Below are 19474 nucleotides of genomic sequence, written 5' to 3' on the forward strand. Positions count from 1 at the left end.
TCGAATAAAAGAGTTGCTTAGGTGTTAAATTTTATACTTGACGAAAAATATATTTTACAGTAAAAACGCTTACTTTTTGAAGTAAACGCTTTTAAACTGTTAAAAAATGTATTTGTATCTTTATGTAATCTGCCTACAACGGTATATTTCCATGTTTATGTTTAGGTCTGTCAACCTCTTTATGTTCTAACATTGCAAACGCTTTAATCAATTTTCTTCTTGTATTCTTCGGAAGAATAACTTCGTCAATTAACCTATGTTTATTATTCTTAAAATCTATTAAAAAAAACTTAGTTTTCCTGATAAATTAAAGTATTTGTTGAATATATTTTATCCTTTATATCTTTGTCTGAAAATTTTTTAAATTCATTAATAAAAAGTTCAATTTCTTGATCTATCTTATCTTTTATTAAAAATTTGTAATTGCCATTTATGATGAGTTCTAGTGGTAAATCTGTTTTTGAAATAGTGAGGTTAGCAAAATCATCAAATCTGGTATCATAGTTTACGACGTCATTTTTGGATGTTATTTTACTGCTCATCCCAATTCCTTCTTCGGCTCCATAACCAGCATAAGACTTAAATATGACTTTGATTTTTATAGAGTCTCTTAATGTTTTTGGTTTAAGAGATTTGTAATAAATGCTATCTATAATACTCTTTGGTTCTGTAAATTTTAATAATAATTTATTTTTCTTTAGTATATATTTACCTGAACCTTGTTCATTGATAGCATAAGAACGAACTCCACACCAACTATCGTATACCTTATGTTTATCTGAAAAAGGAGATTGTCCATTATGTGACATAAAACCAAACTGTTTATTTGGAAGTATATAGATATAACCTAAACTATCAGGTGTTATTAAAATCTTAGTGTCACTTTGTTTGAATGAATATGATTTACAAGAAGTCATATAAATTGATATTCCTATAACAGATATTATAGTCAAAAGTCTTTTCATAACACAAAGATAACAGCCTTTTAAAACGTTTGAAACTTAATTGAGTAAAACAGATAAAATGCGACGCCAACTAGCTGTTTGACTTAGTGAAACATTTTACAAAGGGATATTTCCATGTTTACGTTTAGGTCTGTCAACCTCTTTATGTTCTAACATTGTAAACGCTTTAATCAATTTTCTTCTTGTATTCTTCGGAAGAATAACTTCATCAATAAATCCACGTTCTGCAGCACTATAAGGGTTAGCAAAAAGTTCAGCATATTCTGCTTCTTTTTCTTTCCATTTTACTTCTTTATCTTCAGAAGCATTGATTTCCTTCTTGAAGATGATTTCCGCAGCACCTTTAGCTCCCATAACTGCAATTTCTGCACTAGGCCAAGCAAAATTCATATCACTACCAATATGTTTTGAGTTCATCACATCATAAGCACCACCATAAGCTTTACGAGTAATTACAGTGATTCTTGGTACTGTAGCTTCACTAAATGCATAGAGTAATTTTGCTCCATGAACGATGATACCATTCCATTCTTGATCGGTTCCTGGTAAAAATCCAGGGACGTCTTCTAAAGTTAATAACGGAATATTAAAACAGTCACAAAAACGAACAAATCGTGCAGCCTTTTTAGAACTATTAACATCAAGAACACCTGCTAAATACATTGGCTGATTAGCAATGATTCCAACACTTCTTCCGCCTAATCTTGCAAAACCAACTATGATGTTTTCTGCGTGATTTTTATGGATTTCATAAAACGAATCTTCATCAATAATACCAGTGATAATCTCATGCATATCATAAGGCTTATTGGCGTTATTAGGTACGATTGTTGAGAGACTATCTCTAACTTCATCTTTTAATTCAAAAGGAAGTAGAGCAGGAGTTTCAGTATTATTTTGAGGCAAATAACTTAATAGTGTTTTTACATCTTCTAAACATTCAACATCATTTGAAGATGTTTTATGAGCAACACCAGATTTTGTTGAGTGCGTACTTGCACCTCCAAGTTCTTCTGAAGTTACTGTTTCATTAGTTACTGTTTTTACAACGTTTGGTCCAGTAACGAACATATAACTCGTGTCTTCTACCATTAATGTGAAATCTGTCATTGCTGGAGAATAAACTGCACCACCAGCACAAGGTCCCATAATTGCAGATAACTGCGGAATCACACCAGAAGCCTGAACATTGCGATAAAAAATATCTGCATAACCTCCAAGAGAGCGTACACCTTCTTGAATACGAGCGCCTCCAGAATCGTTAAGCCCAATTATTGGAGCACCAACTTTAACCGCCAAATCCATTATTTTACAGATTTTCTCTGCATGTGTTTCAGATAACGAACCACCAAATACAGTGAAATCTTGAGCGAATATGTAGATGAGTCTTCCGTTTATTGTTCCGTAGCCAGTAACAACACCATCGCCATAAAAGATTTGTTTATCCATACCAAAACTTGTGGTTCTATGAGTTACTAGAGCACCAATTTCTTCAAAAGAGCCATCGTCTAAAAGATACATCACACGCTCTCTTGCTGTCAATTTTTTCTTTTCGTGCTGTTTATCAATTCTAGCTTGTCCGCCTCCTAAATAGGCTTGGTTCAGTTTATCGTTTAGGCTTTTTATTTTGTCTTCCATATCTTTTCTCGCAAAGGCGCAAAAGGCGCAAAGTTGTATGTGATTACTCGGGTTATTGTCAATCTGCGCTATGACGCAGAATCTATATAGCTTTTTTGAATTCCGTATCGAATACGGAATGACAGTTTCTTTATTTTGGTACTTTCAATTGTTTTTGTTCTTCAACATAATGTTTTACAGCAATTAAGGCTGCAATTCTAGCTTCGGTTTTTTGTTGCTCTAATAATTTTTCTGCGGAATAATATTTCTTCACAAAATGTGTGTCAAAATTTCCACTTCTAAAAGCATCATGCTCACAAACAAAGGTTCCAAATGGTAACGTTGTTTGAATCCCTTCAATATGATAGTCATTGATGGCACTTTTCATTAACGAAATGGTCTCGTCACGCGTATTTCCGTAGGTAATCAACTTAGAAATCATAGGATCGTAATAAATAGGAATTTCCATCCCTTCTTCAAATCCGTTATCAACACGAATTCCTTCGCCTTCTGGAAGTTTGTATACTTCTAAAGTTCCTACGCTTGGTAAGAAATCACTTAGAGGATCTTCGGCATAGACGCGTAATTCTAAAGCATGACCATGAATTTTTAAATCTTCTTGTTTAAAAGGTAAAACCTCACCACGAGCTACTTGGATTTGGAGTTCTACCAAATCTGTTTTTGTTATAATTTCAGAAACGGGATGCTCAACTTGTAAACGTGTGTTCATTTCTAAGAAGTAGAAGTTTAGATTTTCATCTAATAAAAATTCTACAGTACCAGCACCAACATAATCACAGGCTTTGGCAACTCTAACAGCAGCTTCGCCCATTTCCTGACGCAATTCTGGAGTGAGCACGCTAGAAGGTGCTTCTTCAACTACTTTTTGATGGCGACGTTGAATACTGCATTCGCGCTCAAATAAATGAATGACATTACCATGCACATCTGCCATCACTTGGATTTCAATATGTCTTGGTGAAGCGACATATTTTTCTATAAATACAGAACCATCACCAAATGCGTTGACTGCTTCACTGATTGCACGATCCATTTGAGATTCAAATTCTGCTTCGTTTTCTACAATACGCATTCCTTTTCCGCCACCACCTGCAGAAGCTTTAATTAGAATAGGAAATCCAATTTTACTAGCTATTTTTTTAGCTTCAGGAATATCTGTTATGGCTTCATCTGTTCCAGGAACCATTGGTATATTGTAAGCTTTGACTGTTTCTTTTGCAGCCAATTTACTTCCCATGACCCGAATAGCATGAGATTTAGGACCAATAAAAATAATGTTATTTTTTTCGCATGCTTCTGCGAAATCAGCATTTTCACTTAGGAAACCATAACCAGGATGAATGGCATCTACATTTAAACTTTTAGCAACTTCTATGATTTTATCACCTAATAAATAGGATTTGTTAGAAGGCGCTTCTCCAATAAGAACTGCTTCATCTGCATATTTGACATGAGGTGATTTTCTGTCTATATCAGAATACACAGCAACGGTTTTGATTCCCATTTTCTTTGCGGTTTTCATCACACGAATGGCGATTTCTCCACGATTTGCTATTAGTATTTTTTTCATTTTATTGGAATTCAATTAACAATTGATTTTTATCTACAGCTTCTCCTTTTTTAACAGAAATAGATTTAATAATACCAGCTCTTGGAGAGGTTAAGACGTTTTCCATTTTCATAGCTTCTAAGATTAGAAGTGTGTCATTTTCATTAACTTCTTGTCCTATTTTTACACTAATTTCAAGAATCAATCCAGGCATAGGAGCTTTGATATCATTCACTACTTTTGAACTTCCTAATTCAAAACCCATATCTTTTATTAATGAATCTAATTTATTAGATATCTTAACGTTATAGGTATTGTTGTTGATTTTTACTTTAACTGATTTTGTATTGAAGTCTGAATTAGATATTTCAGCATTAAAAGAAATATTATCTTGTAATACGTGATACTTGTTGTCTGAAACTTTAATACTATTGAGTTGGGAACTTTCGGTTTCTGAAATATCAAAATCTAACGATGAATTGACATTTACTTTAAAGGATTGACTCATTAAAAGATGTTTTAATTTGATGTAAAGATAATCAATTATAACGTTTTCGTAAATGAGATTTTCTATTAAATAGATTATAAATTATAAATCGTTTGCAGGATTAAAATGAGAATCCTCTTGATGTTTTTTAATGGCTTTATTAGATAATATAATGCCAAGAATTAATGATAAAAAGGCACCAACCCAAATACCTGGAATAAAATCTAAAAAGAGGAAGAAATCATAAAACCCATGAAATGTTACAGCAAGGAGTAAACCTATCAGGTTGAGTTTAAATCTATTTTTAGAGAATTTAGCTTTACCCATAAAGTAACCCATTAAAATCCCAAAAGTGGCATGAGCAGGAACAGCAGTAAATGCTCTTAGGATTCCTGTGACGTAACCACCTTCAATTACATAAAAGATGTTTTCTGTTGCAGCAAAACCCATGGAAACCATGACTGCATACATGATGCCATCAAAGGGTTCATCAAACGCTTTTTTAGGTTGAACAAAATACCTAACAATAATGTACTTACTAAATTCTTCAGTCAATCCTACGACTAAAAAAGCTTTTATGAATAGTTGTGGTACGCTAAATTTGTCTTTTAAAGGCAAGGCAATATCAAATCCAAAATAGATAATCGTTGTGACAATAATGCTTACGATTGCTCCTAAAAGAAAACTATAGAATAATAACCGCTTTGGCTCTTTATCATATTTGTCTTTAAAATAAATGTAAAGTATAATGACAACAATTGGAGCAAAAGCAAGTAGGAGTAAGTAGATCATAAACGAAATGTAGTAAAATTTAAGTTATTTCGTTTAAAATAGCTTCAAACACTTGTTCGTAATATGCTTTGTTAGATGAAACCAAATGATTGTTATCACCAATATTATCAAGAATGTCATGAAACTCTAATGCAGAGACGTATTTTAAAGCTTCTACTTCTTCTTTTTGCGGAACTAAATTTTCTATCCATAAAACAGTTTCAACAATATAAGTGTGATGAAACTCATTATCGATAATTCCGTTGGGATATGAATTAATGCACTCAAATACACCTATTTTAATTAATTCTTCTTCGGAAATATCAACTCCTATTTCCTCTTTAGCTTCTCTAATAGCAGCTTGCTCAGCAGTTTCTCCAGCTTCAATATGACCAGCAACGGAAACATCCCAAAGCAACGGACAAATAATTTTTGAAGCTGCGCGTTGTTGGAGTAAGATTTCACCTTCCGAAGTAAAAAACCAAACATGTGCTGTGTTGTGTAAATGCCCTTTTGCATGGATTTCAGATTTAGGTACTGAAACTCCAGTTGGGTTGCTATTTTTATCTACGATGTCTATATATTCTTCCAATACTTTTTATATTACTGATTTGATACAATTAACTAATTTTTCAAAATCCTTTTTAGTATTAAACAGGTGGCAAGAAATACGAATAAATTGACCTCTAAACGACACAAATATTTGCTGTTTTTGTAATGCAATTTTTAATTTCTCAATGTTTAAACCTTCAGGGAGTTTTATGCCAAATAAATGATGAGTTCTATAATTTGGATGCTCAATTTGGCAACCTAAATCAATGAGCTGTCTTGAAGCTTCAGTTGAAATTGATTTACAATACTCTTGTATGGCTTTTGGTGTCCATTCAATGATTTGCTTGAGCGCTTCAATTTGCATTTTCACGTAAATGAAGTTTCCGCTTTCTCCTACAGAGTAGCGATTTGCTAAGGGCTTATATTTTGGTTGGTATTTTGTTAAAGTAGAAAAATTCTCACTATTTAAACGGTTAGACCAATTTTCTTCTAAAGGTTTTCCGTTATCAAAATGTTCACCAAAATAAGCATAAGCGGAACCGTAAGGACCAAATAACCATTTATATCCAGCGCATATTAAGGCGTCTGGTTGTATTTCTTCAACAGAAAAAGGTAAAGCACCAACACTCTGGCTTCCATCTATAATTAATAAAGCATTATGTTGTTTTGTCTTTTTGCTAATAGATTTTAAATCAAATAAGTTACCGTTAGACCAATGTATATGTCCCATGGCCACAACAGCGGTTTTATCTGTAATAGCTTTTAAGATAGCATCATCCCATTGTTCACCATTTAATGGGCTGATGGTTTTAATTGTTGCATTGTATTGGTCTGCTAAATTTTTCCAAGAATAATAATTGCTAGGAAATTGTTTATCAATTACCAAAATCTCATCACCTGCAAGGAGTGTGATGTTTTTGGCGACGGTAGCTATTCCGTAGGAAACCGATGGAATGGTTGCAATTCTATTGTGGTCATCAACATCAATTAATTTTGCAAATAGCTTTTTAAGCTCTACAACAGGTTCGAAATAATCTGAACCCACTATAGTATATGGTCTAGACTTCTGTTTTAAACCTTCTAGTCCTGCTTCATAAATAGCTTTAAAAGCTGGTGATTGCGCAGCAATATTTAGATAAGTAATATCATCAGGAATATCGAAGAGTTCTTTTTGATTTTTTAGAAGCATAACAGTTTGTATCATTGATTGTATAAATCTACTAAAGTTATTTTAAAATAATGCTCGAAGACAAGTAATAAAAAAAGCCTCTAAGTAGAGGCTTTTAATTTATTTATAAGAATACAAAGCTAATTATTTAAAGTAAGAAAACGTTTCTCCGTCTTCAATTTTAAGTAATGTTTCATAAATCATTTTAATCACGTTTTCTACATCATCACGATGCACCATTTCAACAGTAGTATGCATATAACGTAACGGTAATGAGATTAACGCAGAAGCAACTCCACCATTACTATAAGCAAAAGCATCTGTATCTGTTCCTGTTGCTCTTGATAAAGCAGAACGTTGGAAAGGTATTTTCTTTTCTGTTGCAGTATCTGTAATTAAGTCACGTAATTTTTGCTGCACTGCAGGAGCATAGGCTATTACTGGACCTTTACCCATTTGTAAAGCACCTTGTTTTTTCTGGTCAATCATTGGTGTTGTTGTATCATGAGTCACATCTGTCACTATTGCTACATTAGGTTTGATAGTTTGTGTAATCATCTCAGCACCTCGTAGACCAATTTCTTCTTGTACAGAGTTTGTAATGTATAAACCAAATGGCAATGTTTTTTTGTTTTCTTTAAGCAAACGAGCGACTTCAGCAATCATAAATCCACCCATTCTATTATCTAAAGCACGACATACAAACTTGTCTTTGTTTAAAATATGGAATGTATCTGGATAAGTAATAACACAACCAACGTGAACGCCTAGTTTTTCAACTTCGTCTTTTGTTTCGCAACCACAATCAATAAAGATGTTGTCTGGTTTTGGAGCTTCTTCTTTTGCTTTACTTCTAGTATGTATTGCTGGCCAACCAAAAACACCTTTTACAATTCCGTTTTTAGTATGGATATTTACAATTTTACTAGGTGCAATTTGGTGGTCACTTCCACCATTTCTAATGACGTATATTAATCCATTATCTGAAATATAATTCACATACCAAGAAATCTCATCTGCATGACCTTCTATAACTACCTTATATTTTGCCTTTGGGTTGATGACACCAACAGCGGTTCCGTAGGTATCTGTAATAAATTCATCAACATAAGGTTTAAGATAGTCCATCCATATTTTTTGTCCTTCCCACTCATAACCAGTAGGAGCAGCATTGTTTAAATATTTTTCAAGGAAATCAAGTGATTTTTTATTCAATATACTTTTTGAAGCCATAAGATTTTTTTGTTAATGTATTTCTGTAAAAATAACGAGTATTATTCTCTTTTTAATGTCTTCGGAAAAGTTTTTTGTAACAATTTCTACTATTTTTACACTAATACCGCAATATCATAACTATCTAAACAATTTGACAATGAAACTAATAATTAAAGATCTAACTAAAACATATAAAAATGGGGTAAAAGCCATAGATAATCTTAACCTAGAAATCGGAACAGGAATGTTCGGACTACTAGGTCCAAATGGAGCAGGGAAATCATCGTTAATGCGAACTATTGCTACGTTGCAGAGTCCAGATTCTGGTTCTATTATGTTTGGAGATATCAATGTTTTGGAAGATAAAATGTCACTTAGAAAAGTATTAGGATATTTACCACAATCTTTTGGAGTCTATCCAAAAATGTCTGCGGAAGCTTTATTAGATTACTTCGCAACCTTAAAAGGTGTGAGTTCAAAAACCGATAGACAAGCTTTAGTTAAAGAAGTTTTAGAAATTACGAATTTATATGATGTTCGTAAAAAACATGTTGCAGGTTATTCTGGTGGTATGAAACAGCGTTTTGGTATTGCACAATTATTATTAAACAATCCAAAATTAATTATTGTTGATGAACCAACAGCAGGATTAGATCCAGCAGAGAGACATCGTTTTTTAAACGTGCTTAGAGAAGTTGGAACGAACTGTACTGTAATATTTTCAACACATATTGTAGAAGATGTAAAAGAACTTTGTAATGATATGGCAATTTTAAATGGAGGTCGTATTTTAAAACAAACAACGCCATCTAATGCTAGAAAAGAATTGATTGGTAAGATTTGGACTAAAATTGTTGAGCGAGACGATTTAGAACAAAATGAAGCTAAATATAATGTGTTATCATCTAATTATAACGAAGATAATACGCTTAATATAAGAGTCTTTGCAGATGCTCAACCAGATGCAGACTTTATAAATTCAGAACCACAATTAGACGATGTGTACTTTATTGCTTTAAAACAAGACGAACCTGTTTTAAGCTAATTTTTATTTATAATTTTTAAAAAAGTACACTATGTTTTCTACTATATTTTTACATGAAATAAAATATTGGCTTAAAAAGCCAGCATTTTATATTTATATGGCAATTTTCTTTGTCTTAGCATTATTTTTATCTGCCACAACAGCAGGAATATTTGATGGTATTACAGCAACAACTGGCTCTTCAAGAGTTGTAAATTCGCCAATTGGCGTTTCAAATTTATTTAATGGATTAACCATCTTTATTTTCTTTTTATTCCCCTCTATTATAGGAGTTTCGGTTTACAGAGATTATAAAAGTGAAATGCATACCATTTTGTATTCCTATCCTTTTTCTAAAGGAAATTACCTGTTTGCAAAGTTTTTTAGTTCAATCTTGATTGTAACTTGCATTGTCTTTATCATAGGTATTGGTATGTTTATTGGATTTAGATTACCTGGAACCAATTCTGAATTGGTAACAGCTTTTGATATTAAATCTTATTTCAATGCCTATTGGATATTCATATTACCTAATATTTTACTCTTTGGAGCTATTGTATTTGCAGTAGTGACGTTTACAAGAAACATAGCAGCTGGTTTTATAACCGTTATTTTGTTATTGTTTGTTCAAGGTGTGACAGAAAGTTTATTATCTGATCCAGATAGTAGATATCTCGCAGGTTTACTAGATCCTTTTGGATCAGCTGCTTCTAGTTATTATACACGTTATTGGACGGTTTCTGAGCAAAATGAAATGCATATTCCAATTAAAGAATTGATTCTTTATAATCGTTTACTATGGTTAGGTGTTGCGAGTGTAATTTTTGGTCTGGTGTACAAATTCTTTCAGTTTAGTCAAAATGCGGTTTCGTTTTCATTATTTAAAAAATCAAAAGGAGAACGTGCAACAAAACGTAATTTTGGTGGAATTACACGTATTAATCTTCCGAAGGTAAAATTTGATTATTCTATTCTTCAGAATTTAAAAACCACATGGAAATTATCTAACGTAGACTTCAAATACATAGTTAAAAGTTGGCCTTTTATATCTATTGTATTGGTTGGTTTAATCATTGTATTGATTGCACTAGCAGATGTTGGTAATCCTTATTCAACACCAACATATCCAAAAACTTGGCGCATGCTTAGAGGAGGAGGAGCATTTGTAATTGCGATAAATATTTGTACATTTTTATATGCAGGAATGTTGGTAAATAGAAGTAAAACAGCAAGAATAAATTTTTTGATTGATGTTACTCCAATACCTAATTGGTCATTGTTTCTGTCAAAATTTATTGCAATTGTAAAAATGCAAATACTTTTGTTAGCTGTGATTATGGTTGCAGGTATATTATTCCAGATTTATAGCGGATATTATGACTTAGAGATTGGATTATATATCAAAGAATTGTTTGGTTTAAAACTGATTAATTATGTGATTTGGGCATTTTTAGCTTTATCGATTCAAACTTTAATTAGAAACCCATACTTAGGATTATTTGTATTGATTGTATTGTCAATAGGAATTCCGTTATTATCTCTTGCTGGTGTTGAGCAATCTATATTTAAATATAATGAAGGTCCTGGTTTTGGATATAATGATATGAATGGCTATGGAGATTCTCTTGGTCGTTATCTATTGTACAAAAGCTATTGGGTTTTAGCAGGATTGATGTTATTGATAGTCACAGCTTTATTTTGGGTTCGTGGTTTGCCACATTCATTTAAAGAGCGTTTGTCTATTGCTAAGTCGAGGTTTACAACACCTATAGCAATTGCATTGCTTGTCTTAATGGTTGGTTTTGTTACTTTAGGTTATAGTATTTTTAAGGAGACTAATATTGATGACGTTCGTTACTCTTCTAAAGAGCGCGAGCAATTAAGAGTAGATTGGGAGAAAACTTATAAAAAGTTTGAAAGTTATGCTCAGCCAAGAGTTGTTGCTGTAAATACAGATGTTAATATTTTTCCGAAGAAAAGAAACTTTGAAGCATCTGGAGACTATGTATTGGTTAATAAAACCAATGAAACTATCGATAGCATTTTTATTAATCATAACGACTACCCAAGTACATTTGAGTTTGATCGTGAAAACGTATTGGTAAAAGAGGATACTGTTTATAATTTTGATATTTATCAATTAAAACGTCCAATGACTCCTGGAGACACAATGACACTTCATTTTACGGTTAAAAATGAGCCTAATACGTTGATTAATAATAATTCTCCTGTAGTGTTTAATGGGACTTTTATTAATAATAAAGCGTTATTTCCAACTTTAGGATATTCTGGAGGTAATGAGCTTACAGATGATAAAACGAGAAAGAAATACGATTTACCACCAAATAAATTGAGACCACTTCCAAGTGATTCTACAGCTTTGGGTAACACATACATTGCAAATGATAGTGATTGGATCGATTTTGAAACCACGGTAAGTACAAGTGAAGACCAAATAGCAATTGCTCCTGGTTATTTGCAGAAAGAATGGACAGAAGACGGTCGTCGTTATTTCCATTATAAAATGGATAGTAAAATCTTAAATTTCTATGCATACAACTCGGCAGAATACGAAGTAAAACGCGATAAATGGAAAGATGTTGATCTAGAAATTTACTATCACAAAGGGCATGAATACAATTTAGAACGTATGATGCGAGGAATGAAAGCATCGCTTGAGTATAATTCAGAGAATTTCAGTCCGTATCAACATAGACAATTACGTATTGTAGAATTCCCAAGTGGCGGATTTGCGCAGTCGTTTCCAAACACGATCCCATTTGGAGGAGATACTGGTTTTATTGCAGATGTTGATGATAGTGAAGAAGGCGGAATTGATTACACCTACGCAATTACAGTTCATGAAGTCGCACACCAATGGTGGGCACATCAAGTGATTGGAGCAGATGTTCTTGGAGCGACAATGTTATCAGAAAGTTTATCGGAATATGTCGCACTTAAAGTTCTGGAAAAAGAGCTAGGGAAACCTCAAATGCGTAAATTTTTAAAGAAAGCTTTAGATGGTTATTTAACGCAACGTACGTTTGAATCTAAACGTGAGAAACCTTTAATGTATAATGATGGGCAAGGTTACATTCGCTATGAAAAAGGATCATTAGTATTTTATGCTATGAGTGATTATATAGGTGAAAAAGTCTTAAATGACGCGCTTAAAACCTATGTTGAGAAAGTGAAATTTCAAGAAGCACCTTATACCACATCAATTGATATGGTTAATCATATTAAAGCAGTGACACCAGATAGTTTACAATATGTTATCAAAGATATGTTTGAAACGATTACACTTTATGACAACCGTATTTTAGATGTTACTTCTACGGAAATGGATAACGGAAAGTATAAAGTTGATATAGAATTTAACGTTAGTAAATATAGAAACGATGAAAAAGGAAAACGTTATTATTCTGAACCAGGTCGTGATTCTATTACGTATTTAGCAGAAGGTAAGAAAAAGCCTATAGTGTCTGTTAAGTTAGAAGATTATGTAGACATCGGAATTTTTACTGAAGATGAAATCGACGGAAAAAAGAAAGAACGAGTTTTATATTTGAAGAAACATAAAATAACGCAAATCAATAACAAAATTTCAATTATTGTTGATGAGAAACCTACAGAAGTAGGAGTAGACCCTTTCAATATTTTGATAGATACACAATCTAATGATAATAGGCAGAAGTTGTAGTTTTTGATGTGAAGTTGTACTTCCTCGGAATTCTTTGTCTCGCAAAGTTGCAGAGGCACAAAGCTTACTCAGATTTGAAAAGCTAACGTGAAAAATGTTTTGATGACTAATTTTTTCTTCGGAAAATAAACGTTGCCAAGTTGCCACTTTTGGTGTTTTTTACCAACAGTTAATATTGCTGTTGGTGATAAGACACTAATAAAAACCTCCAATAATTTGGATTATATAAGAATAGGTGATTTTAAAATTGAAAAAACATAAAAGGTTAATAGTTGGATTAATAGTTACGACATTGTTGTGTTTAGCTTCTTTCAAATTAATGCCATTAGAGTCTAGGCTTTATTTGACAACAGATATTTATAGTTTACGTAATTCATTACTTCCAGTTTCAATACTGCTATCAATTTTGATTTCTTTTCTAATATTATTTAGAAAAAGTGAATTTAATGGAGGTAAATGGTCTAAAAGTTTTTATGTTTTTTATATCCTTACGATGAGCTACTTAGTACATACTCTTACTTCAGACTTATGCATGACAATTGCTTTGAAAACAAATAGAATAACCACCAAAAGTGTTGGCAATGAAGCTTTTGTGCCGAGTACTATTACAACTACCAATAATAAAGGAGAACCAGACTCTAAACTATGGGTGGTTATGCATGATGAAATCTATGAAGTTCGAGGTAGAATTGCAGGTAAATTGTATGATAATGATGTGGACTCCATATTTATGGATTACGATGATTTCATGAAAATAAGTGAGAAAAAAGAATTTGAAATAACAATGCAAAATGGTTTATTCGGCATTCCTTTTAATCCTAAAATATTAGAATAACCATCGTTACCAAAGTTGGTGTTTTTACCAACAGTATAGTTAAATAAACTATTAGACCTGTTTGTTTCAAATGAACAGGTCTTTTTTATGCTCATTTCCGAAGAAAAACAAAATCAAGTCACAATATTAATAGGATTTTAAGGGTTTACAATCTGTAAATAATTAATTTTGCATCGTATTTGGAATAGTTTTGGATAATTTACCTACACATGAAGCGATTGTTATACATATTGTTTATTCTGCCATTGATGCTCACAGCTCAAATTGAGCCTGTGGTGCAGGATTCTACTGTTGTAGAGTATATTTTGGTAGATGGTGATTCTATCCCAAAAACTGCCATTGATCTCAATGAAGTTTTATTGCTTCACAAATTAAAATTCTCTAGTAAAGAAGATCGTATTACCTATTTAATCTTAAAACGAAAAACCTTAAAAGTCTATCCGTATGCAAAATTAGCTGCAGATCGTTTGACAACATTGAGTGAGCGTTTAGAAAAATTAGAAAGTAAGAGAGCGAAAAAGAAATACGCTAAAAAAATCCAGAAATACATTGAAGATGAGTTTTCTACGGAATTAAAGAAACTGACAAGAACTGAAGGTCAGATTCTTGTAAAATTAATCCATCGTCAAACAGGTACAACTACATTTGGCTTAATTAAGGAATTACGTAGTGGTTGGCGAGCCTTTTGGTTCAATACAACTGCAAGCATGTTTGATATTTCTCTAAAGGAAGAATTCAATCCAATGGAAGTGAAAGAAGATTTTTTAATTGAAGATATTTTGGAGAGAGCGTTTCAAAACCGACAATTAGAACGTCAAAAACCAGCAATAGACTTTGATTTTTACGATTTAACAGATAAATGGTTGAATAACAAAGCAACTGCAGAAACTAAAAATTAATGCGAATTCAAACCCCTTTTGAAGAACGATTAAATGCTTGGAGTCATGGAGTAGGAGCTGCTTTTGGAATTCTGGGTTTAGTTCTTTTGGTATTTTCATTGAAAGCCCAAATGCCATATGCACTTTTTAGTGTCATCATCTACGGATTGTCAATTATCATTTTATTTCTTGCATCAACGTTTTATCATGCAGTAAGAGGTGAGAAGCGTAAACACTATTTTAGAGTTGTAGATCATATTAGTATTTATTTACTTATTGCAGGAACTTACACACCTGTTTTATTAATTGCGTTACCAGATAGTCATGGTTGGACGCTTTTCTATACTGTTTGGGGAATTGCTGCTTTTGGTGTAATTTTAAAACTCTTTTTTACAGGACGATTTGAGACGTTCTCAACCTTGTTGTATCTCGTTATGGGTTGGCTTATCGTATTTGATTTTTCTACTTTAGCAGATAGGATGCCAACTAACGGACTTTATCTACTTTTTGCAGGAGGCGCATTTTACACTCTAGGTATTGTGTTTTATGTTATTGACAAAATACCTTATAACCATGTGATTTGGCACCTTTTTGTATTAGGAGGAGCCATTTGTCATTTTTTTATGGTGTATGGTTATGTGATTTAAACATGTTGATCAACTAAAATAGCATTACCATCTGGATCTAAAACTACAAAACTTGCAGGACCACATGTTGTTTCATCTGCTTCGGTTTCTAGTTTAATGTCTTTAGATTTTAAATGCTTTTGAATCGTTCTCACATCATCAAATTTGTCTAAGCTTTTGGCATTTTCATCCCAACCTGGATTAAAGGTTAGCATATTATTCTCAAACATGCCTTGAAATAAACCAACCAATGAATTACCATTTTTCATGATGAGATAGTTGTTTTCTATTTGACCTCCAAAAACTGTAAAACCTAAGGTTTCATAAAATGCTTTTGAAGCGTTAATGTCTTTAACTGCTAAACTTATTGAAAATGCCCCTAATGTCATGAAGATTGGTTTTTAATTAATGGATATCAATTATTCTATCCTAATAGACTGCGTTGTAAAAGATAGCCCTTGTTTCCCCATTGTAGAATTCATAACACCTTCAAAAAATGGTTCAGGACAATTTTTTGGTATTTTCCATTCAAAAAGGAAGTTAGAACCTGTACCACCTTCAACGTTTATTTCATCAATTATAATTTCAGTGGTTTCTAAAGGAGCCAAATAAATTGGCTTGTCAAAATAGGTTTTCAATAAATTACCATGCGTGTCATAATAAGTAGCTTTGGTAAGATAAATAGTATCTCTATCACTTATATTTCTTAAACTAGCAACAGCTGTTAAATTATGAGTACTATGTTGTGTGATACTATAGATTTGCGAATAAATAGATAAATAAGATTTTCCATGCTCTAAAGAATCCTTTAGAGGTCTATTCATTTCTCGCTTTGTCCAATTTTCTTGGTGAATATCTTCAGGTTTTTTTGGTGGCTCACAGTTAAAAAGTAAAACACTACAAAATATAAAAATGGTTGTTAATTTCAATTTTTTATGACTTTAGATTAATGTTATGCCTAAGATATTGCTATTTCTTGCAAGTTCCAATAAAATATAATATTTAACTTTCTAAAATATCGCGATATTCCTCAAAGAACAATTCAAATTGATTCATGTATTCATTGAAAAACACCATTACATCTCGCCAAGTGTTTTTATTATGAATGGATACTTTTTGCTCTAGAGGTAAATAAATTCTTGAAATTTCTTTACCGTTTTCTAAAAAATATTCTTCTTCAAAAATAACTTTGGAAATGTAATCACTCACCAAAATAGCTTTTAAAGATTGTAATTTCTCCCAGTATTTAATTCGGTTTTCTAAATCATCTTCTAGATCTAAAGCAACTAGTGCCTTTTTAGTATCAAAATGAAATTTAAAGGAAAAACCTTTAATTTTTGTGTCGTACAAAATCCATTTTCTAGGAAATGACTTCCCATAACTTGTCCAGAACTCTTCTCTTAATTGGCGACTTTCTTCTTTTGAGAACATTTGTGATTATTAATTGATTTTTTTAATTTGGCCAAGCAATGTAAACAAAAATAGTTATATAACATAAGCAATCCCAACCCCTAAAATAATAGCAATCAACTTAGATAAATTGAATTTATGACCTTCACTACTTTCAAATGAGGTTGTTAATTTTGGTTTCTTACAGTTATAAAATAGTCTTTAAATCCTGCCTTCCAATGATAGCCATAATCTCCACAATAGATTCATTTATTCTGTAATAAATACTATCAGATCCACAAACACATCTTCTATATCCAGTTTTTATGTAATCTACTGATTCAAACGAAAACGGACTTTCGACTATCACATCAAAGTAGTTGAAAAATGTTTCGAAATAATGATCTGCTTGTGTCATTCCGAAATTTTCAACTCCGTACTTATAAATTCTTTTTAAGTCATCTTTGGCTACATTACTAATTTTATAAGTTGCCATTACAGCGAAGACTTTGCTTCTGCCAATATTTCTTCTTTACTAAGGTTTGTGAATCCACTATGCTCAGCTTTTTCTAGTTTAGCATGAATCCAATCAATTTGTACTTGCTGTTTTCTTGCTTGTCTAATTAAGTCATTTACGAGTTCACTCTTGCTCGCATACTCTTTATTATCAACTTGATTTTTTAACCACTCATCGTTTGGTTGCGTGAATGAAATACTTTGTCTTGCCATGATAATTATGTTTGGTGTTAATTTACACCAAATTTGTTTATTTGGCAATTTTTTATGTTAGAAGATTTGATGTCCATCAGAACGAAAGGCTTTTGTCTTTTATAGTAAAATACTCATTTTCTCAAATCTTACAATTGCTCCTTGAGTAAATTCTTCTAAAATCTCAAACGCTTTATGTGGTGAATTTTTGTTAACCTCAATATCAGATAGCCATATAATTTGATTGTTTTCCTTTGATGGATAAAAGGATGAAATCCAAATTATAAAGCCTTTACCGCTAATAGAATACCATAATCTATCTTTTCTGGAAGTATAAAAGTTAACATTGTAATTTTTTAAGAAATCATTCCATTCTCTAGATGGAAAAGAGTCATTTAAATACTTTAATTTCTGCAGAATATTTTTTGATTCTGTACTCATTTGATTTTAATTAATCTCAACTAAATTACATAAGCAATCCCAACCCCTAAAATAATAGCAATCAATTTAGAAAGGTTAAACTTATGACCTTCGCTACTTTCAAATAATATCGTCGTAGAAATATGGAAAAAGATCCCAATAACGATGGCATTGACCATAGTAAGGTGTTCAGTAGATATTTCCGAAGCATTAGAAATCAAAGTTCCTAAAGGCGTCATTAAAGTAAATACAATTAAGAAACTTGCAATTTGAAGTTTACTGAAATTGGATTGCATTAAAAATGCAGAAATTAATGCAGCAATTGGAATTTTATGAATAAGTACACCATAAACCATATCGTTGTGTTCATGGATTGGGAAACCTTCTAAAAAACTATGTAAACATAAACTGATGAATAGTAACCAAGGAAAAGCGGTTTCATCTTTGTGAATATGAACGTGACCATGCTCTGCACCTTTAGAGAAAAACTCTAAAATGATTTGCAATAGAATTCCGCACATGATAAACAATCCTGTGGTTTTTGCTTCTAAGTGATGATAAACTTCTGGTAATAAATCAAAGAGCGTTAATGCTAATAAAAATGCACCACTAAAAGAGAGTAGGAGTTTGGTGTACAATGGTTTTTTCTGTTTGGTTGTAACTGCCAAAAGAATACCGATGCCTACTGCTAATATGGGAAGTAAATAAGATTGTATCATTTAAAAATCATGACTAAACGTTCTGATGTTTTAGGATTAAACTTCTTGAGTTTATAATCTCCATAAATATCTAATAAATACACACCTGCTTTTGCAAAGAGTGCTTCAAAATCTTTTAATGTAAACGCTCTAACGCGCTCTTGAAATTGATAGTTTTCACCGTGAGAAGTAAAAGTAATATCTTTTATAATATAACCATCTTTTACACTTCTTTTTTGATGAAAATCAATACCTTCAACTGTTTTTATATCTTCGGAAACGAGCTGATCTATCACATACTCGCTATTCATAAAGTCAATCACTCCAAAACCAAATTCATTTAAATCTGCACTAATCGCTTTTATAGTATTTAGATTATCTTCCTCTTTATCAAAATATCCAAAACTTGTAAATAAATTAAAAACCGCATCGAACTGTTTCTTATACGGTTTGCACATATCGTGAACTTCAAATTGAAGCGTTTCATTTTCAAATTGTTTGGCGTATTCGATGCTGTTTTCAGATAAATCAACACCTGTAACCTTATAACCCAAACTGTTGAGATATACAGAGTGTCTTCCTTTTCCGCAGGCCAAATCTAAGATTTCACCATGTTCTGGAAGGTTAAGATAGTTGGTGAGATTATCCATGAAGTGTTGCGCTTCGGTATGATCTCTATCTTTATATAAAATATGGTAAAACGGAGAGTCAAACCACGACGCATACCATTGTTGAGTGTCTTTTTTCATATTCATTTCCTGCGAAAATTATCTTAAACGCTAGGAACATTTTTAATTCTACTTATAAGCCACAAAAATACTTTATTTTTGTAAGCTAATAGACGATGT

At 32.1% G+C, this 19474-nt stretch carries 21 protein-coding genes and 2 pseudogenes; 5 read left to right on the plus strand and 18 right to left on the minus strand.

Going from position 1 to position 19474, the window contains the following annotated elements:
* Positions 1 to 133: 133 nt before the first annotated feature.
* The 9 genes and pseudogenes from IM744_RS20900 to IM744_RS09420 all read right to left on the minus strand — a co-directional run.
* A pseudogene (locus tag IM744_RS20900) lies at positions 134 to 253 on the minus strand (carboxyl transferase domain-containing protein); the annotation flags it as partial.
* 37 nt (positions 254 to 290) lie between these two features.
* The gene (locus tag IM744_RS09385) at positions 291 to 965 is read right to left on the minus strand and encodes a hypothetical protein (RefSeq protein WP_194507871.1); all 675 of its coding nucleotides are present in this window, start codon (positions 963 to 965) and stop codon (positions 291 to 293) included.
* Positions 966 to 1061: 96 nt separating this feature from the next.
* On the minus strand, positions 1062 to 2603 hold the full coding sequence (locus tag IM744_RS09390) for an acyl-CoA carboxylase subunit beta (protein WP_194507872.1): 1542 nt from the start codon (positions 2601 to 2603) through the stop codon (positions 1062 to 1064).
* A gap of 130 nt (positions 2604 to 2733) precedes the next feature.
* Positions 2734 to 4173 (minus strand): acetyl-CoA carboxylase biotin carboxylase subunit, encoded by a 1440-nt coding sequence (accC, locus tag IM744_RS09395; protein ID WP_194507873.1) that lies wholly within the window; start codon positions 4171 to 4173, stop codon positions 2734 to 2736.
* A gap of 1 nt (position 4174) precedes the next feature.
* Positions 4175 to 4660: an acetyl-CoA carboxylase biotin carboxyl carrier protein subunit gene (locus tag IM744_RS09400; RefSeq protein ID WP_194507874.1), complete on the minus strand. Its 486-nt coding sequence runs from the start codon at positions 4658 to 4660 to the stop codon at positions 4175 to 4177.
* Between the two features lie 81 nt (positions 4661 to 4741).
* Positions 4742 to 5428, minus strand: a complete 687-nt coding sequence (locus tag IM744_RS09405) for a PrsW family intramembrane metalloprotease (RefSeq protein WP_194507965.1) — start codon at positions 5426 to 5428, stop codon at positions 4742 to 4744.
* 22 nt (positions 5429 to 5450) lie between these two features.
* Entirely contained in the window at positions 5451 to 6002 is a 552-nt protein-coding gene (locus IM744_RS09410) for an NUDIX hydrolase (RefSeq protein ID WP_194507875.1), read from the minus strand.
* A 6-nt stretch (positions 6003 to 6008) separates the two neighbouring features.
* Complete coding sequence (locus IM744_RS09415) at positions 6009 to 7166, minus strand: aminotransferase class V-fold PLP-dependent enzyme (RefSeq protein WP_241738305.1); 1158 nt, start codon at positions 7164 to 7166, stop codon at positions 6009 to 6011.
* 108 nt (positions 7167 to 7274) lie between these two features.
* Complete coding sequence (locus IM744_RS09420) at positions 7275 to 8363, minus strand: M42 family metallopeptidase (protein WP_194507876.1); 1089 nt, start codon at positions 8361 to 8363, stop codon at positions 7275 to 7277.
* A 139-nt stretch (positions 8364 to 8502) separates the two neighbouring features.
* On the opposite strand from IM744_RS09420, the gene IM744_RS09425 reads away from it, so the two are divergent.
* The 5 genes from IM744_RS09425 to trhA all read left to right on the plus strand — a co-directional run bounded on the left by IM744_RS09425 (position 8503) and on the right by trhA (position 15432).
* Positions 8503 to 9390, plus strand: a complete 888-nt coding sequence (locus IM744_RS09425) for an ATP-binding cassette domain-containing protein (protein WP_194507877.1) — start codon at positions 8503 to 8505, stop codon at positions 9388 to 9390.
* Between the two features lie 31 nt (positions 9391 to 9421).
* Complete coding sequence (locus IM744_RS09430) at positions 9422 to 13072, plus strand: ABC transporter permease/M1 family aminopeptidase (RefSeq protein ID WP_194507878.1); 3651 nt, start codon at positions 9422 to 9424, stop codon at positions 13070 to 13072.
* 247 nt (positions 13073 to 13319) lie between these two features.
* Positions 13320 to 13907, plus strand: a complete 588-nt coding sequence (locus tag IM744_RS09435; RefSeq protein ID WP_194507879.1) for a hypothetical protein — start codon at positions 13320 to 13322, stop codon at positions 13905 to 13907.
* Positions 13908 to 14116: 209 nt separating this feature from the next.
* Positions 14117 to 14806: a DUF4294 domain-containing protein gene (locus IM744_RS09440; protein ID WP_194507880.1), complete on the plus strand. Its 690-nt coding sequence runs from the start codon at positions 14117 to 14119 to the stop codon at positions 14804 to 14806.
* Entirely contained in the window at positions 14806 to 15432 is a 627-nt protein-coding gene (trhA, locus tag IM744_RS09445; protein ID WP_194507881.1) for a PAQR family membrane homeostasis protein TrhA, read from the plus strand. Before IM744_RS09440 ends, trhA begins: the two co-directional genes overlap by 1 nt.
* On the opposite strand, the gene IM744_RS09450 is transcribed toward trhA, so the two are convergent.
* The 9 genes and pseudogenes from IM744_RS09450 to IM744_RS09485 all read right to left on the minus strand — a co-directional run bounded on the left by IM744_RS09450 (position 15429) and on the right by IM744_RS09485 (position 19375).
* Positions 15429 to 15800: a VOC family protein gene (locus IM744_RS09450; RefSeq protein WP_194507882.1), complete on the minus strand. Its 372-nt coding sequence runs from the start codon at positions 15798 to 15800 to the stop codon at positions 15429 to 15431. The genes trhA and IM744_RS09450 overlap by 4 nt on opposite strands.
* 30 nt (positions 15801 to 15830) lie before the next feature.
* The gene (locus IM744_RS09455; RefSeq protein ID WP_241738306.1) at positions 15831 to 16340 is read right to left on the minus strand and encodes a DUF3124 domain-containing protein; all 510 of its coding nucleotides are present in this window, start codon (positions 16338 to 16340) and stop codon (positions 15831 to 15833) included.
* 73 nt (positions 16341 to 16413) lie between these two features.
* Positions 16414 to 16842 (minus strand): DUF4268 domain-containing protein, encoded by a 429-nt coding sequence (locus IM744_RS09460; RefSeq protein ID WP_194507883.1) that lies wholly within the window; start codon positions 16840 to 16842, stop codon positions 16414 to 16416.
* A gap of 54 nt (positions 16843 to 16896) precedes the next feature.
* Positions 16897 to 16989 (minus strand): annotated as a pseudogene (locus IM744_RS20655) (ZIP family metal transporter); the annotation flags it as partial.
* 19 nt (positions 16990 to 17008) lie between these two features.
* Positions 17009 to 17296: a type II toxin-antitoxin system RelE/ParE family toxin gene (locus tag IM744_RS09465; protein WP_194507884.1), complete on the minus strand. Its 288-nt coding sequence runs from the start codon at positions 17294 to 17296 to the stop codon at positions 17009 to 17011.
* Complete coding sequence (locus IM744_RS09470; protein WP_194507885.1) at positions 17296 to 17529, minus strand: ribbon-helix-helix domain-containing protein; 234 nt, start codon at positions 17527 to 17529, stop codon at positions 17296 to 17298. Before IM744_RS09470 ends, IM744_RS09465 begins: the two co-directional genes overlap by 1 nt.
* Before the next feature lie 99 nt (positions 17530 to 17628).
* On the minus strand, positions 17629 to 17949 hold the full coding sequence (locus IM744_RS09475) for a hypothetical protein (RefSeq protein WP_194507886.1): 321 nt from the start codon (positions 17947 to 17949) through the stop codon (positions 17629 to 17631).
* Positions 17950 to 17969: 20 nt separating this feature from the next.
* The gene (locus IM744_RS09480; RefSeq protein ID WP_206694480.1) at positions 17970 to 18647 is read right to left on the minus strand and encodes a ZIP family metal transporter; all 678 of its coding nucleotides are present in this window, start codon (positions 18645 to 18647) and stop codon (positions 17970 to 17972) included.
* On the minus strand, positions 18644 to 19375 hold the full coding sequence (locus IM744_RS09485) for a class I SAM-dependent methyltransferase (RefSeq protein WP_194507887.1): 732 nt from the start codon (positions 19373 to 19375) through the stop codon (positions 18644 to 18646). The genes IM744_RS09480 and IM744_RS09485 overlap by 4 nt, the downstream gene beginning before the upstream one ends.
* Positions 19376 to 19474: the final 99 nt, after the last annotated feature.

Source organism: Psychroserpens luteus (assembly GCF_015319355.1).
Lineage (GTDB): Bacteria > Bacteroidota > Bacteroidia > Flavobacteriales > Flavobacteriaceae > Psychroserpens > Psychroserpens luteus.